This is a genomic window from Burkholderia vietnamiensis LMG 10929 (assembly GCF_000959445.1).
Lineage (GTDB): Bacteria > Pseudomonadota > Gammaproteobacteria > Burkholderiales > Burkholderiaceae > Burkholderia > Burkholderia vietnamiensis.
On record NZ_CP009630.1, the window covers coordinates 1304476 to 1318111 of the forward strand.

11 protein-coding genes are annotated in these 13636 nt (G+C 65.3%); 8 read left to right on the forward strand and 3 right to left on the reverse strand.

Going from position 1 to position 13636, the window contains the following annotated elements; translation table 11 throughout:
* Positions 1 to 10 precede the first annotated feature (10 nt).
* Positions 11 to 3223, forward strand: coding sequence for an efflux RND transporter permease subunit (locus AK36_RS05845; RefSeq protein ID WP_045578076.1), 3213 nt, complete (start codon positions 11 to 13; stop codon positions 3221 to 3223).
* Positions 3220 to 4647, forward strand: a complete 1428-nt coding sequence (locus AK36_RS05850) for an efflux transporter outer membrane subunit (protein WP_045578077.1) — start codon at positions 3220 to 3222, stop codon at positions 4645 to 4647. Before AK36_RS05845 ends, AK36_RS05850 begins: the two co-directional genes overlap by 4 nt.
* 70 nt (positions 4648 to 4717) lie before the next feature.
* On the opposite strand, the gene AK36_RS05855 is transcribed toward AK36_RS05850, so the two are convergent.
* Positions 4718 to 5623 (reverse strand): LysR family transcriptional regulator, encoded by a 906-nt coding sequence (locus tag AK36_RS05855; protein ID WP_045578078.1) that lies wholly within the window; start codon positions 5621 to 5623, stop codon positions 4718 to 4720.
* Positions 5624 to 5718: 95 nt separating this feature from the next.
* Between AK36_RS05855 and AK36_RS05860 the strand changes: the two genes are divergently transcribed.
* From AK36_RS05860 to aroE, 5 genes are read left to right on the forward strand one after another with little or no spacing between them, the layout of a single operon-like run.
* Complete coding sequence (locus AK36_RS05860) at positions 5719 to 6669, forward strand: ketopantoate reductase family protein (RefSeq protein WP_045578440.1); 951 nt, start codon at positions 5719 to 5721, stop codon at positions 6667 to 6669.
* Positions 6666 to 7058 (forward strand): VOC family protein, encoded by a 393-nt coding sequence (locus AK36_RS05865; RefSeq protein ID WP_011882041.1) that lies wholly within the window; start codon positions 6666 to 6668, stop codon positions 7056 to 7058. The genes AK36_RS05860 and AK36_RS05865 overlap by 4 nt, the downstream gene beginning before the upstream one ends.
* A gap of 1 nt (position 7059) precedes the next feature.
* The gene (locus AK36_RS05870; RefSeq protein ID WP_011882040.1) at positions 7060 to 7518 is read left to right on the forward strand and encodes a MaoC family dehydratase; all 459 of its coding nucleotides are present in this window, start codon (positions 7060 to 7062) and stop codon (positions 7516 to 7518) included.
* Positions 7518 to 8738, forward strand: a complete 1221-nt coding sequence (locus AK36_RS05875; protein WP_045578079.1) for a CaiB/BaiF CoA transferase family protein — start codon at positions 7518 to 7520, stop codon at positions 8736 to 8738. Before AK36_RS05870 ends, AK36_RS05875 begins: the two co-directional genes overlap by 1 nt.
* The gene (gene aroE, locus AK36_RS05880; RefSeq protein ID WP_014725027.1) at positions 8738 to 9571 is read left to right on the forward strand and encodes a shikimate dehydrogenase; all 834 of its coding nucleotides are present in this window, start codon (positions 8738 to 8740) and stop codon (positions 9569 to 9571) included. The genes AK36_RS05875 and aroE overlap by 1 nt, the downstream gene beginning before the upstream one ends.
* 189 nt (positions 9572 to 9760) lie before the next feature.
* On the opposite strand, the gene AK36_RS05885 is transcribed toward aroE, so the two are convergent.
* Complete coding sequence (locus AK36_RS05885) at positions 9761 to 11401, reverse strand: methyl-accepting chemotaxis protein (protein WP_034193458.1); 1641 nt, start codon at positions 11399 to 11401, stop codon at positions 9761 to 9763.
* A 647-nt stretch (positions 11402 to 12048) separates the two neighbouring features.
* On the opposite strand from AK36_RS05885, the gene AK36_RS05890 reads away from it, so the two are divergent.
* Positions 12049 to 12636 (forward strand): IMPACT family protein, encoded by a 588-nt coding sequence (locus AK36_RS05890; protein ID WP_011882035.1) that lies wholly within the window; start codon positions 12049 to 12051, stop codon positions 12634 to 12636.
* Between the two features lie 33 nt (positions 12637 to 12669).
* Here the strand turns inward: AK36_RS05890 and ppk2 are convergent, their stop codons facing one another.
* Positions 12670 to 13620, reverse strand: a complete 951-nt coding sequence (gene ppk2 / locus AK36_RS05895) for a polyphosphate kinase 2 (RefSeq protein ID WP_014725030.1) — start codon at positions 13618 to 13620, stop codon at positions 12670 to 12672.
* Positions 13621 to 13636: the final 16 nt, after the last annotated feature.

Genomic DNA, 13636 nt, shown 5'->3' on the forward strand with positions numbered 1-13636 from the left:
GGAGCGCGGCATGGCAGAGTTCTTCATCAAGCGTCCCATCCTCGCGTGGGTCATGGCCATCGTCATCATGCTGGTGGGCGCGGCGGCGGTGACGACCCTTCCCGTTGCGCAGTACCCCACCATCGCGCCGCCCTCGGTGCAGGTGACGGCCACCTACCCCGGCGCCTCCGCCGACACGGTGGCCGCAACCGTGACCCAGGTGATCGAGCAGAAACTGAGCGGCATCGACAACGTGCTGTACATGTCATCCACGAGCAGTTCCGCGGGACAGGCCACCATCACGTTGACGTTCAACCCCGGCACCAACCCCGACATCGCGCAGGTGCAGGTGCAGAACAAGGTGTCGCAGGCCACGCCCACCCTGCCTCAAACGGTGCAGGAGCAAGGCGTGCAGGTGGCGAAGGCGTCGACGAGCTTCCTCATGATCGTCGCGCTGTCGTCGCCGGGCGGCACCTGGAATTCGGTGGACCTCGGCAACATCATCGCCACGCAGATCGAAGACCCGCTCTCGCAGTTGAACGGCGTGGGCGACGTGACGCTGTTCGGCGCGCAGCACGCCATGCGCATCTGGCTCGACCCGGTGAAGCTGCACAGCTTCGGACTCGCGACCTCGGACGTCACCACGGCCATCACGAACCAGAACGTCGAGCTTTCCACCGGCCAGTTGGGCGGCGCACCGGCCACGGATTCGCAGGCCATCAACGCGACCATCCGCTCGTCGAGCCTGCTCACGAGCGCCGACCAGTTCGCCAACATCCTGCTACGCGTGAACAGCGACGGCTCGCGCGTGCTGCTCAAGGACGTGGCGCGCGTCGAAGTGGGCGGCGACAGCTACGAAACGTCGTCGCGTCTGAACGGCAAGCCGGCATCCGCGCTCGCCATCAAGCTCGCGACCGGCGCCAACGCGCTCGAAGCAGCCAACGCCGTGCGCGCGAAGCTCGCGGAACTGCAGCCGCAGTTGCCGAAGGACGTCGCGATCAGCTATCCGTACGACACCACGCCGTTCGTGCGCATCTCGATCGAAGAGGTCGTGAAGACGCTGCTCGAAGCGGTCGTGCTGGTGTTCCTCGTGATGTACCTGTTCCTTCAGAACGTGCGCGCCACGCTGATTCCCACCATCGTCGTGCCGGTCGCGCTGCTCGGCACGTTCGGCGTGATGTCGATGATCGGCTTCTCGATCAACGTGCTGTCGATGTTCGCGATGGTGCTCGCCATCGGCCTGCTGGTGGACGATGCGATCGTGGTGGTGGAAAACGTCGAACGCATCATGAGCGAGGAACGGCTCGAACCGAAGGAAGCCACCCGCAAGGCGATGGGCCAGATCACGGGCGCGCTGATCGGCGTGACGACGGTGCTCACCGCCGTGTTCATTCCGATGGCGTTCTTCTCCGGCTCGACGGGCGCGATCTACCGGCAGTTCTCCATCACGATCGTCTCGGCGATGCTGCTGTCGGTCATGCTCGCGCTCACGCTCACGCCGGCCCTCTGCGCCACTCTGCTCAAGCGCGCGGACGTCGAGCACCACGAGAAGCGCGGCTTCTTCGGCTGGTTCAACCGCTGCTTCGCGAAAGGCAACGCGGGCTACAGCAGTTCGCTCGCCCGCGTGGTCGCGAAGCCCGCGCGCTACATGCTGGTCTACGGCGCGATCGCCGGCATCGTGGCGTTGCTCTACGTCACGCTGCCCTCCTCGTTCCTGCCCGACGAAGACCAGGGCTACTTCATCGTGTCGATCAGCGCGCCGGCGGGCACGCCGGCATCGCGCACGCTGAAGACGGTGGAGGCCGTCGAGCAGTACGTGCTGAAGGACGAACCGGGCGTCAAGCAGGTGATCGCCATCAACGGCTTCAGCTTCAACGGCCAAGGACAGAACAACGCCATCGCGTTCGTGACGCTCAAGGACTGGAGCCTGCGCGGTTCGCGCGACAGCGCGCAGGCCATCATCGCGCGCGCCAGCCAGCATTTCGCCGCGAATCGCGATGCGCGCATCTTCGTGCTGAACCCGCCCGCCATTCAGGAGCTCGGGACCCAAAGCGGCCTCGACTTCGAGATAGAAGACCGCGGCGGCGCGGGCCACGACAAGCTGCTTGCCGTGCGCAACCAGTTTCTCGGCATGGCGTCGAAGGAACCAACGCTCGCGATGGTGCGCCCGTCCGGCCTCGAGGACACGCCGCAGCTCCAGGTGGACATCGACCGCGAAAAGGCCAACGCGCTGGGGCTTTCCGTCGCCGACCTCAACGACACGTTGCAGACGGCCTTCGGTTCGTCCTACGTGAACAACTACATCGACACGGGGCGTGTGCAGAAGGTCTATGTGCAGGCGGATGCGCCGTATCGCATGATGCCTTCCGACCTCGGCGACTGGTACGTGAAGGCGAGCGGCAGCTCGTCGGGTTCGTCGTCTTCGTCCTCGGGCACCACCACGGGCACGAGCACCGTGACGAACACCACCGGCTACGACGCCACGATGGTGCCCTTCTCGTCGTTCGCAACGAGCCGCTGGACGTTCGGCCCGCCGCAGATCGAACGCTACAACCGGCAACTCGCCATGGGCATTTCGGCTGCCACGCGGCCCGGCGTCAGCACCGGCGAAGCGATGAATGCCGTGGAGCAGCTCGCGCGCAAACTGCCGCCCGGCTTCGCCCTCGAATGGACGGGACAGTCCTACCAGGAAAAGCAGGCCGGCTCCCAGGCCACGACGCTCTATGCGATCTCGCTCGTCGTCGTGTTCCTGTGCCTGGCGGGTCTCTATGAAAGTTGGTCGATTCCGCTCGCGGTGGTGCTCGTGGTGCCGCTCGGCGTGCTCGGCGCGCTGCTCGCCGCGCACGGCCGCGGTCTGTCGAACGACATCTACTTCAAGGTCGGGCTGCTGGCCACCATCGGCCTCTCCACGAAGAACGCCATTCTGATCGTCGAGTTCGCAAAGGACCTGCAGGCCCAGGGGCACGGCCTCGTGGACGCCGTGCTCGAAGCCGCCCACCTGCGGCTGCGCCCCATCCTCATGACCTCGCTCGCGTTCGTGTTCGGCGTGCTGCCGCTCGTCATCAGCACGGGCGCCGGCGCCGGTGCGCGTCATGCGATCGGCACGGGCGTCACGGGCGGCATGATCGCGGCCACGGTGCTCGCCATCTTCTTCGTCCCGGTCTTCTTCGTCGTGGTGCGCAGGCTGTTCAAGGAACACGGTCACGCCACCGACTCCGCTGAAATCAACGAGAGCAACGCATGAAACGCACACTGATCGCCCTTCTTTGCGCGGGCGCACTCGGCGCCTGCTCACTGGACCCGACGTACCAGCGGCCCGCGGCGCCGATCGACGACACGTGGTCCACCGTGGCCGCGCCGGCGCAGCCGCAGGAGGCGCCGAGCACCGCTGCGGCACCGCTGGGTGCCGACCTCGGCTGGCGCGACTTCTTCAAGGATCCGCGCCTGCAAAAGCTGATCGAACTCGCGCTCGCGAACAACCGCGACATGCGCGTGGCCGCGCTCAACGTGGCGCAGTACGAAGCGCAGTACCGCATCGCGCGCGCCAACCTCGGGCCGGCCATCGACGCGTCGGGGTCCGTCACGCGCGAACACATGGCCGGCTCCACGAGTGCATACAGTTCGAGCAGCGCGAGCGTGGGCCTCACGTCGTGGGAAATCGACTTCTTCGGCCGCCTGCGCAGCCTGAAGCGCCAGGCGCTGGAACAGTACCTCGCCACGGACGCCGCGCGCACCAGCACGCAGATCAGCCTCATCGCGACCGTCGCGACCGACTATCTGCAACTGCTCTCCGACGAGGCTTCGTTGCAGATCGCGCAGAACACCGTGGCCGCCGACCAGCACACCTACGACCTCACGGCGAACATGATGAAGCTGGGCAGCGCGTCGCTGCAGGACGTGCGCCAGGCCGAAAACTCGCTGGCGAGCGCGCGCTCGAGCCTCGCGTCGTACACGCGTGCGGTGGCGCAGGACCGCAACGACCTGGTGGCCGAAATCTGCGCGCCGCTGCCCGACGATCTGCCCCGCGGCCCTTCGCTGATGGAAAGCGAGCACACCCTCGCGGACATCGGCGCAGGCGTGCCGTCGGATCTGCTCGCGCGCCGGCCCGACATCGTCGAAGCGGAGCACACGCTCAAGGCGGCCAACGCCAACATCGGCGCGGCGCGCGCCGCGTTCTTTCCGAAGATCGAGCTGACGGCTTCCGCGGGCACCACGAGCAGCGGCCTCTCGAACCTCTTCAAGGCGGGCACGGGCGCATGGGCGTTTGCGCCGTCCATCTCGGTGCCCATCTTCGACTTCGGCTACAACCGCGCGTCGCTGGACGTGGCGAAAGTCGAAAAAGACATCGACGTCGCCAACTACGAAAAGGCCATTCAGACGGCGTTCAAGGAAGTGTCGAATGCGCTGGCGGGACGCACGACGTACGTCACGCAGGTGGCCGCGGACCGCGACTACGTGAGCTCGGCGCAGCAGTACTACGACCTCGCGCAGGCACGCTACCGCAGCGGCACCGACAGCTTCCTGACCCTGCTCGACGCGCGGCGCACGCTTTACACGGCGCAACAGCAGCTCGTCACCGACATGCTCGCCAAGCAGTCGAACCTGATCACGCTGTACAAGGTGCTGGGCGGCGGCTGGTCGGAGACGAGCGCGGTGGCGCAGCGGTAGTCGGGCGAATCGGCGATGGGTCGCGTGCGTCGGCGATGGGGCATCCCGTTCGGCCGCACGCCCCGTCGGATCACCCCCCACTGCAAAACAACTGCGCGACCAGACTCCGCAGCCACCGGTTTCCCGCTTCGTGGTGATATCTGGCATGCCAATGCTGTCGGACCGCAAATCCATCGACGGGAACCGGACAGGCGTGCACGGTCAGATCGTTGATTTTCGCCAGCGTCTCGCCGATGTGGCGCGGCAGTGTCGCGATCAGATCGGTGCTTTCGATGATCGCACCGAGCCCAAGGAACCCCGGCAACTCCAGCACGACTTCGCGCTCGATCTGCTCGCGCAACAGCGCCTGTTCGAGTAGCTGCGCGCCCGTGCCGGCCGTGATCGCGACATGCCCCTCGGTGCGGTACTGCTTCAGCCCCAGTCGGGTCTTTAGCCGCGGATGATGGCGATTCGTCAGACAGACCCAGTCCTGCAGGTACAGCTGCTGCTGATAAATCCCGCCGCCAAGCCAGGGCACGTGACCGATGGCCAGGTCTGCCTCGCCGGACTCCAGCGCCCGTTCCGTGTTGCCGTCGATACGCGCCGCTTCCAGCCGGATACCGGGCGCCTGCTCGCGCACGTGCGCCAGCATTCGCGGCAGTAGCGTGATGTGACTGGCGTCGGTCATGCAGATCCGGAAGCGCCGTTTCGCGGTGACCGGATCGAACGCAATTTCCCAGGCCGCAAAGCGCCGCAGCGATTCCAGAATTTCCCGGCAAGGGCCGATCAGCGCATCGGCCTGCGGCGTCGGCGCCATGCCGGTCGGCGTTCGTATGAAGAGCGGATCCTGCAGATGTTCCCGCAGACGCCCCAGCCAGATGCTGATCGTCGGCTGACTTTGTCCCAGCTGTTCGGCCACGCGCGTCACGCTGCGGACATCGTAGAGGAGATCGAACAGCTGCAGCAGCTTCAAATCCGGGAGTGGGGCCGAACTCATATCACTATTGCTCTACGTAATGACGTCATTGCGATCATAGCATTGCGAGAATGGGCGTCCGCTCGTATCTTGATCTGCACGTTAAGGAGACGGCAGTGAAGATTGCAATTCTGGGCGCCGGCGCATTGGGCTGTGCGATTGGGGCCGCGCTGACCGAAGGCGGCAATGAAGTCTGGTTGCTGAACCGCTCGGCGGCGCACGTCGAGGCAATGAGGCGCGACGGTCTACGGGTAGACGACAGGAACGGCTCGCGTCACGTGAAAGTTCACGCCACGACGCGGGCCGCTGAGGCCGGTGTCGTCGATCTGGTCATTGTGCTGGTCAAGTCGTTCGATACCGACGCCGCGATGCGCGGCGCAGTCGAACTGATCGGGCCGGAAACGCTGGTGCTGTCGTTGCAGAACGGCCTTGGACATGAAGATGCGCTGGCCGACATCGTGGGGCGCGAACGCGTGCTGGCCGGCAAGACCTATGTCGGCGGCGTCATGCGCAATCCGGGGCACATCGAATCGGGCGTCGCCGGCAAAGCCACTCACATTGGCGAGCTGGACGGTCGTATCACCCCTCGCGCAAACGCGATCGCCGACACGTTCAACGCATCCGGACTGGACACGACCGTCAGCGCCAATATCGTCGGCACGATGTGGGACAAGCTGCTGGTCAACGTCGCGACCGGCGCACTGACCGGCACGACCGGCCTCACCTACGGCCAGCTTTACGACGAACCGCTCTTGAAGGCGACTGCACTCGCAGCAGTCGCAGAAGCGATGGCGGTCGCCCGCGCCGCCGGCGTGACTCTTTCCACGGACGATCCCGAACGCGCCTGGACGCTCGCCGGCGAAGGGCTTTCGCCGGGCTTCAAGACGTCGATGCTGCAAAGCCTCGAGAAAGGATCCATCACCGAGATCGACTTCATCAACGGCGCAGTCGTGCGCTGGGGACGACGGCATGGTGTGCCGACCCCGGTCAACGCGACGCTGGTCGCGTGCATCAAAGGCATCGAGCGCGGCATGGCCGACCGGAAAAAACAGGAGACAACCGCATGAACGGCAGCAAGGCTTATCTGGAACACGTGGCGATCTGGGTCAAGGATATCCACTGGCATATCCGCTTTTTCGAGGACGTGCTCGGCATGACGATGCGCGAGGTCGACGGCACCGTCGACGCACCGCGCCAGTACTGGACGCTCGGCGGTCTGCAATTCATCCACGCCCCCGACCACGATGCCCCGGAAGGCCGGCTCGGCCATCTCGGCGTGATGTGCGAAGACATGGAAGCCGCGCTCGCCGCCGCGCAAAGGTACGGCGTCACCGAGATGCCGCAGGGACGCAACTGGTTGCGACTGCCTGACGGTCTCGCCATCGAACTGATCCAGGCAAGGCCCGCCTCGTGCGTGGCGCGCGCATTGGCTATCGACCCGCGTGCGGAGGCTTGAGATGACGATCGTCGAGAAATACTGGGACGACGCCCGCGAAGGCGACGAGTGCGTCAGCCCGACTTACACCGTCACCAAAGCGCGCATCCTGGCTTATGCGGAATTGACCGGCGATCACACGCCGGTGCACGTCGATGAGGACTACGCGAACGCGAGCCACTTTGGCTCGATCGTCGCGCACGGCCTGTTCGGCTTGTCGATTGCGGACGGCCTCAAGACTCAGAGCGCGTACCGCTTTCTGCCGGGCATGTCGCTCGGCTGGACCTGGGACTTCGATCTGCCGATCAAAGTGAACGACGTGCTGCACGTGAAATTCCGCGTCGGCACGATGCGGGCCAGCAAGAGCCGTCCGGGCTGGGGCATCGTCGTGCTGCCGTCGCAGCTGATCAATCAGGACGGCCAGGTCGTCCAGCATGGCGAGCACCGCTTGATGGTGCCGCGCCGACCGGGAGCATTCTGATGCAGGCACGTCCGCTCGAAGGTATTCGCGTCGTCGACTACAGCCACTTTCTCGCCGGTCCGTATGTCGGGCGCTGTCTTGCGGCGCTCGGCGCCGAAGTCATCAAGGTTGAACGTCCCGCCACCGGCGACGCAGGGCGTCAGCATGCGACCGTGCTCGATGACGAGCAAAGCGCCTATTTTCTGCAGATGAACATGGGCAAGCGCGGCGTCAGCGTCAACATGCGCGACCCGCGCGGCAAGGAGTTCATGCAGCGCCTGTGCGATTCGGCCGATGTGTTCGTCGAGAACTACCGGCCCGGCGCGCTGACCCGGCTCGGACTCGGCTACGACGAACTGTCGGCGCGTAATCCAGGCCTCGTCTACTGCTCGATCTCCGCCTACGGCCACACGGGACCGGACGCGCACCGCGCCGGTTTCGGCCTGATTGCCGAGGCCAAGAGCGGGATCATGCAGATGATCGGAAATCCGGGCGAACCGCCGCCGCTGATGCGCATCTCGCTCGGCGACATGTACACCGGCATTCACGCGGTGGCGGCCATCAATGCCGCACTGTTCGGTCGCGTGAAGAGCGGCCGGGGACAGCACATCGACATGGCGCTGTACGACACGCTCGTTTCGATGCACGAATACGCGGTGCAGTGCTACACGATGCAGGGCATCGTTCCCGAACAGACCGGTCAGGACATGCCTGCCTCGACGCTCTACGGCGTGTTTCGTGCGGCGGATGGCGACCTCGTGATCGCCGCCCAGGTCGACGACGCGTGGAAACGCTTCGCGGCCCTGGTCGAGGCGCATGGCGGACCTGCCGGCTTCGGTGCGGACCCGCGGTTCCACACGCTGAACGGGCGCAACGCCAACCGGCTCGAGATTCTGTCGGTGGTGAAGCCGTGGATTGCCGGACGAGCGGTCGCGGCGGTGCTGGAACTGCTCGACGGCATCGACGTACCGTGCGCGAAGGTGCAGCGCATCGACGAGGTGCTCGCCGACCCGCAGATTATCGCGCGCGGCATGGTGCTCGAGCAGCAACACCCCCGCTTCGGCACCTTGCGCCTGCCCAATCTGCCGTTCCGCTTTTCCGACTGCGATACGACCATCCGCGAAGTCGGGCCGGACCTCGGTCAGCACAATGCGGAGGTGGCAACGTCGCTGGGCTTCACTGCGGCCGAGATTGACGCCATGCAGACCGATGGCGTGTTGTATTCGAAAGCGAGGCCGTGATGAGCGACCAGTACGCAGTGATCGGCAATCCGATCGGACACACGAAGTCGCCGCTGATTCACGGGTTGTTTGCTGAAGAATCGCATCAGGACATTTCGTACACGGCGATCGAAGGACCGTTGGAGCCGGACGACGCTTTCGCGGCGACGGTGCGGTCGTTTTTCGCCGCCGGCGGCAAGGGCATGAACGTGACGGCCCCCTTCAAGCTGAAGGCGTTCGCGATGGCCGACGAACGCAGCGAGCGCGCCGCACTCGCCGGCGCGGCGAATACGCTGAGCTTCAGGGACGGCCGCATCATCGCGGAGAACTTCGATGGCGTCGGCCTGGTACGCGACATCGAAGTCAACCTGAACCTGCCGATGGCCGGCAAGCGCGTGCTGGTACTCGGCGCGGGAGGCGCAGTGCGCGGCGCACTGCTGCCGTTCATCGCGGCGCGTCCTGCGGAACTCGTCGTCGCGAACCGGGATGTCGCGAAGGTCGAGGCGCTGATCGCACGAGTCGCGACAGGCGATTCTCTCGTCGCTTGCGGCTACGACGACCTCGCAGCCATGGGACGCTTCGACCTCGTCGTCAACGCGACGTCGGCGAGCCTCAGCGGCGAACTCCCGCCAGTGCCGCCGAGCGTATTCGACCCGCGCGGAGCAGCTTACGAGCTCGTCTACGGCAAGCGTCTCACCCCGTTCCTGAGACACGCGCGCCACGCCGGCGTGCTGGGTATCGCGGATGGTGTCGGGATGCTCGTGGAGCAGGCGGCCGAAGCATTCGCATGGTGGCGGGGCGTACGGCCTGAGACGCGCGCGGTGATCGACCGGCTGACCGTTCCGCTCGATTGAACGGGCGCGATCGACAACAGTCGCTCCCGTTCGATATCCGTCGGATGCATTTCCCCCATGACCTGGGTCCGAACCCAGGTCGGGGCGAATTCAATGACGCAATCGACTCGTGGTGAACCGGCCTCGCCATCGCGTGCCGCTCGCAACCGGGGTGTTCATGACTGCGGTCGGCGTGGACGTCGCCGCCCTCTACGCTGCGACCGCGGGCGGGCGAGCGGCGGTTGCCGAACGAGGCGCTGCCGTTTGGGGGGCAGCGACGCGCGGCGCGGATGCGCTCACGTCGTCGATCTTGAAGACGGACACCGCGTCACGCAGCGCCTGGGCCTGCTGGGCCATCGACTGCGTAGCAGCCGATGCCTCCTCGACCAGCGCGGCATTCTGCTGGGTCACCTGGTCCATCTGGCTGACCGCTTGACTGACCTGCTCGATACCTGTGCTCTGCTCCGCCGCGGCGGCAGCCATTTCGCTCATGATGTCCGTCACGCGCTTGACCGACTGGACGACCTCGCTGATCGTGCTGCCCGTTTCCTCAACGAGCTTCGAACCCGCGTCCACCCGGCTCGCCGAGTCGCCGATCAGATCCTTGATTTCCTTGGCCGCGCTGGCACTGCGCTGGGCAAGCGTGCGGACTTCGCCTGCCACGACGGCAAACCCCCGCCCTTGCTCACCGGCGCGAGCTGCCTCGACCGCCGCATTGAGCGCGAGGATGTTGGTCTGGAATGCGATTCCTTCGATGACCGTGATGATCTCCGCCATTTTGGCCGAGCTGTCGGAGATGCCGTGCATGGTCTCGACCATCCGCCCGACCACTTCGCCGCCGCGCTGCGCGATGTCTGACGCGGTATTGGCCAGCGAGGTCGCCTGCCTTGCGTTATCGGCGTTGTGACGAACCGTGCCGGCCAGTTCTTCCATGCTCGACGCCGTTTGCTCCAGTGACGCTGCCTGCTCTTCGGTGCGGGAGGACAAGTCGGTGTTGCCGCTCGCAATTTGCGCGCTGGCCGTCGCCACGCTTTCCGCATTGCTGCGGACACTGCGCACGACGTCGGCGAGCGAACGCTGCATGGCGCCAAGCGCAGCCAGCAATGGCGAGATTTCGTCGGCATGGGAATCGACGACTGCAACGGTAAAGTTGCCATCGCGAACGCGTTCAGCCACTTTCTGCGCTTCGCCAATACGGCTGCGAAGGCTGCTTCCGATATACCAGGAGAACGCAATGAGGCCGCTCGCGATTATCGCCACCAGGCTCACCAGCAGCACCCGGATCGACCGCAAGGCTCCCTCGATTGCCGCGACCTGGTCGCCGAGTTTCTCGCCTTGTCTCGCCCGCTCCTCGCCCAGCCATTTCTGAATACGCGCGAAGGTGGGGGCCGTTTGCGCTGTCAACATCTGGAACGCTTCATCACGATGGCCCTCCTGAACCAGCCGAAGATTGGCATCCGCCACCGGCCATGCATCGGCTTGCATTTTGAGCCAGACATTCCGAAAGGCTTCCCTTCCTTCCTCGGTGGCAATGTTGCTCAAGAACGCATCATCGTTGCGACGAATCTGTTGGCGCGCCGCATCGATGCTCTGCGCGGCGGCCAGTACGTCGCCAGGTGACGACACCAGCATCGCGTGCCGCAAATTCAGCAATACCTGCGTCACGCTGAGTTCAGTGCTTGCAATGCGCTCCAGCTGTTGCATTCGCACATTGCCCGCAGCGGCTGCAATACGCTGCGCGTCGGTCAACTGGATCCACGAGATGGCGGCAACTGCCGTCAAGGCAACGATCAATGTGGCCGACACTGCGTACAGTCGATGAGTCAGGCTGAATCGCGCAAGGAGTTTCATGGGGAATGAATGGAGAGAGTGATCGATCAAGCGGCAAAATCCGCGCAGCGGGCATGGGCCAGCGCCCGCCGACGCGGCGCCCACTGACACAATTGATTTACGGCTTGAACGCCGGCCAGGATTAGCGCTCGATCCAGGAACAGTGCCTTCCGACAATTGCAATGTGTTGGCTTGACAGGTTGCGATAGAGCGACTGCGGAGAGATTTCCAACGCTTGCGACACCGTGACGCGTTGCTTTGAGCGACAACACTTGGCCATGTTGTTCGGCCCGATCATTGCGTGTGGCTTAAGGCCTGCCGCATCGTTGGGAGCATCGAATGAAGTTTCGCGAGTTGCCGCTGGCAGCGTCGAGCCTTGCCGCGATCCGAAGCCTCTCACCCATCGCGACAACTTGCTGCCGCTTCTTGCGCTCGTGCGCCTCGTGGGCCCCCGCCGCTTCGCCCTCGACACGCGCGCATCCCTACCCTCATCGACACGCATCCGGCCGCAACGAAAGGCACTGACGCGCGGCACGGTAAAATTCGTGCTCGCCGCATTGCGGCGCCGCACCGGGCATGACGTCCGGCGCCGCTTTCCGACGATCGACGACCCCGTGCATCGGCGCCGCCGTCTCGCCGCGTTTCACCCCTTCATCGTGTCCCGGACCATGACTTACTCGCTCGCCACCACCTACACCCGGGAACTCGAAATCCGCAAGAGCCGCTTCATCGCATTCGCGATTCCCGTCGAAGACCGCGACGCCGCGATGCAGGCGCTGCAACAGCTGCGCGACGCGCATCCGGCCGCGACCCACGTCTGCTGGGCGCTGCTCGCGGGCGGACAGTCGGGGATGTCGGACGACGGCGAGCCGTCGGGCACCGCAGGCCGGCCGATCCTCGAAGTGCTGCGCCATCACGATCTGGACGGCGTGCTCGGGGCGGTGGTGCGCTACTACGGCGGCGTGAAGCTCGGCGCGGGCGGCCTGGTGCGGGCATACACCGATGCGATCGCATCGACGCTGCTCGATGCCGAGCGCGTCGAACGGATTCACTACACGCGGCTCGCGATCGAAATCGGCTATCCGGACGAGGCGCGCGTGCGGCGCTGGATAGAACAGGCCGGTTACACGCTCGTCGACAGCGCGTACGGCATGACGGTGCGGCTCGTGATCAAGCTCCCCGAAACCGCCGCCGCCGCGGCCAAAACGGCGTTGTTCGACCTGACGCAGGGCCGTTCGGGCTTCCCGGCGCTGTGACGCAGGCGGCCGCGCGCGGCCGCCTGCGAATGCTCAATACACCTCGGGGACGATCATGCTGTCCGGCACCTGACGACGGATGTAATCCTCGTGATGCTCGCGCTGCGGCAGATCGATCGTCGGGCGCGGCACCTCGTGATACGGCACCTGGGTCAGCAGATGGTGGATGCAGTTCAGCCGCGCGCGCTTCTTGTCGACGGCCTGCACGACCCACCACGGCGCGTCCGGGATGTGCGAACGCTGCAGCATCTCCTCTTTCGCGGCCGTGTAGGCTTCCCAGCGGCGACGGCTCTCGAGATCCATCGGGCTCAGCTTCCACTGCTTCAGCGGATCCTCGATGCGGCTCTGGAAGCGCAGCTCCTGCTCGGGGTCGGTGATCGAGAACCAGTACTTGACGATCTGAATCCCGCTGCGCACGAGCATCTTCTCGAACTCGGGCACCGAGCGGAAGAACTCCTCGTATTCGTCGTCGGTACAGAAGTTCATCACACGCTCGACGCCCGCGCGGTTGTACCAGCTGCGATCGAACAGCACGATCTCGCCGCCGGCCGGCAGATGCGCGACGTAGCGCTGGAAATACCATTGCGTGCGCTCGCGGTTGTTCGGCGCCGGCAGCGCGGCGACGCGGCATACGCGCGGATTCAGCCGCTGCGTGATGCGCTTGATCACGCCGCCCTTGCCGGCCGCGTCGCGCCCCTCGAAGATCACGACGAGCCGGTGCCCGGTGCTGACGACCCAGTCCTGCAGCTTGACGAGCTCACCCTGCAGCCGGAACAGCTCGCGGAAATACTGCTTGCGTACTTCGCGCCGCTCCGGCGAAAACAGCAGATCGTCGGCATTGTCGAAGCGGCGATCGTCGAGCTCCATTTCGAGCTCTTCGTCGTACGCGTCGACGAGGTCTTCCTCCAGACGGCGGCGGCGGTCCTCGCGCGCTTCCGGAGCGGTGAAGTCGTCGGTCTCGGTGCGGTTGTCGTTGTCGCCCATGGGGCCTCCTTCCATC

Coding starts and splice junctions, on each gene's coding strand:
- AK36_RS05845 (WP_045578076.1), top strand. CDS start 11: ATGGCAGAGTTCTTCATCAAGCGTCCCATCCTCGCGTGGGTCATGGCC.
- AK36_RS05850 (WP_045578077.1), top strand. CDS start 3,220: ATGAAACGCACACTGATCGCCCTTCTTTGCGCGGGCGCACTCGGCGCC.
- AK36_RS05855 (WP_045578078.1), bottom strand. CDS start 5,623: ATGAGTTCGGCCCCACTCCCGGATTTGAAGCTGCTGCAGCTGTTCGAT.
- AK36_RS05865 (WP_011882041.1), top strand. CDS start 6,666: ATGAACGGCAGCAAGGCTTATCTGGAACACGTGGCGATCTGGGTCAAG.
- AK36_RS05870 (WP_011882040.1), top strand. CDS start 7,060: ATGACGATCGTCGAGAAATACTGGGACGACGCCCGCGAAGGCGACGAG.
- AK36_RS05875 (WP_045578079.1), top strand. CDS start 7,518: ATGCAGGCACGTCCGCTCGAAGGTATTCGCGTCGTCGACTACAGCCAC.
- aroE (WP_014725027.1), top strand. CDS start 8,738: ATGAGCGACCAGTACGCAGTGATCGGCAATCCGATCGGACACACGAAG.
- AK36_RS05885 (WP_034193458.1), bottom strand. CDS start 11,401: ATGAAACTCCTTGCGCGATTCAGCCTGACTCATCGACTGTACGCAGTG.
- AK36_RS05890 (WP_011882035.1), top strand. CDS start 12,049: ATGACTTACTCGCTCGCCACCACCTACACCCGGGAACTCGAAATCCGC.
- ppk2 (WP_014725030.1), bottom strand. CDS start 13,620: ATGGGCGACAACGACAACCGCACCGAGACCGACGACTTCACCGCTCCG.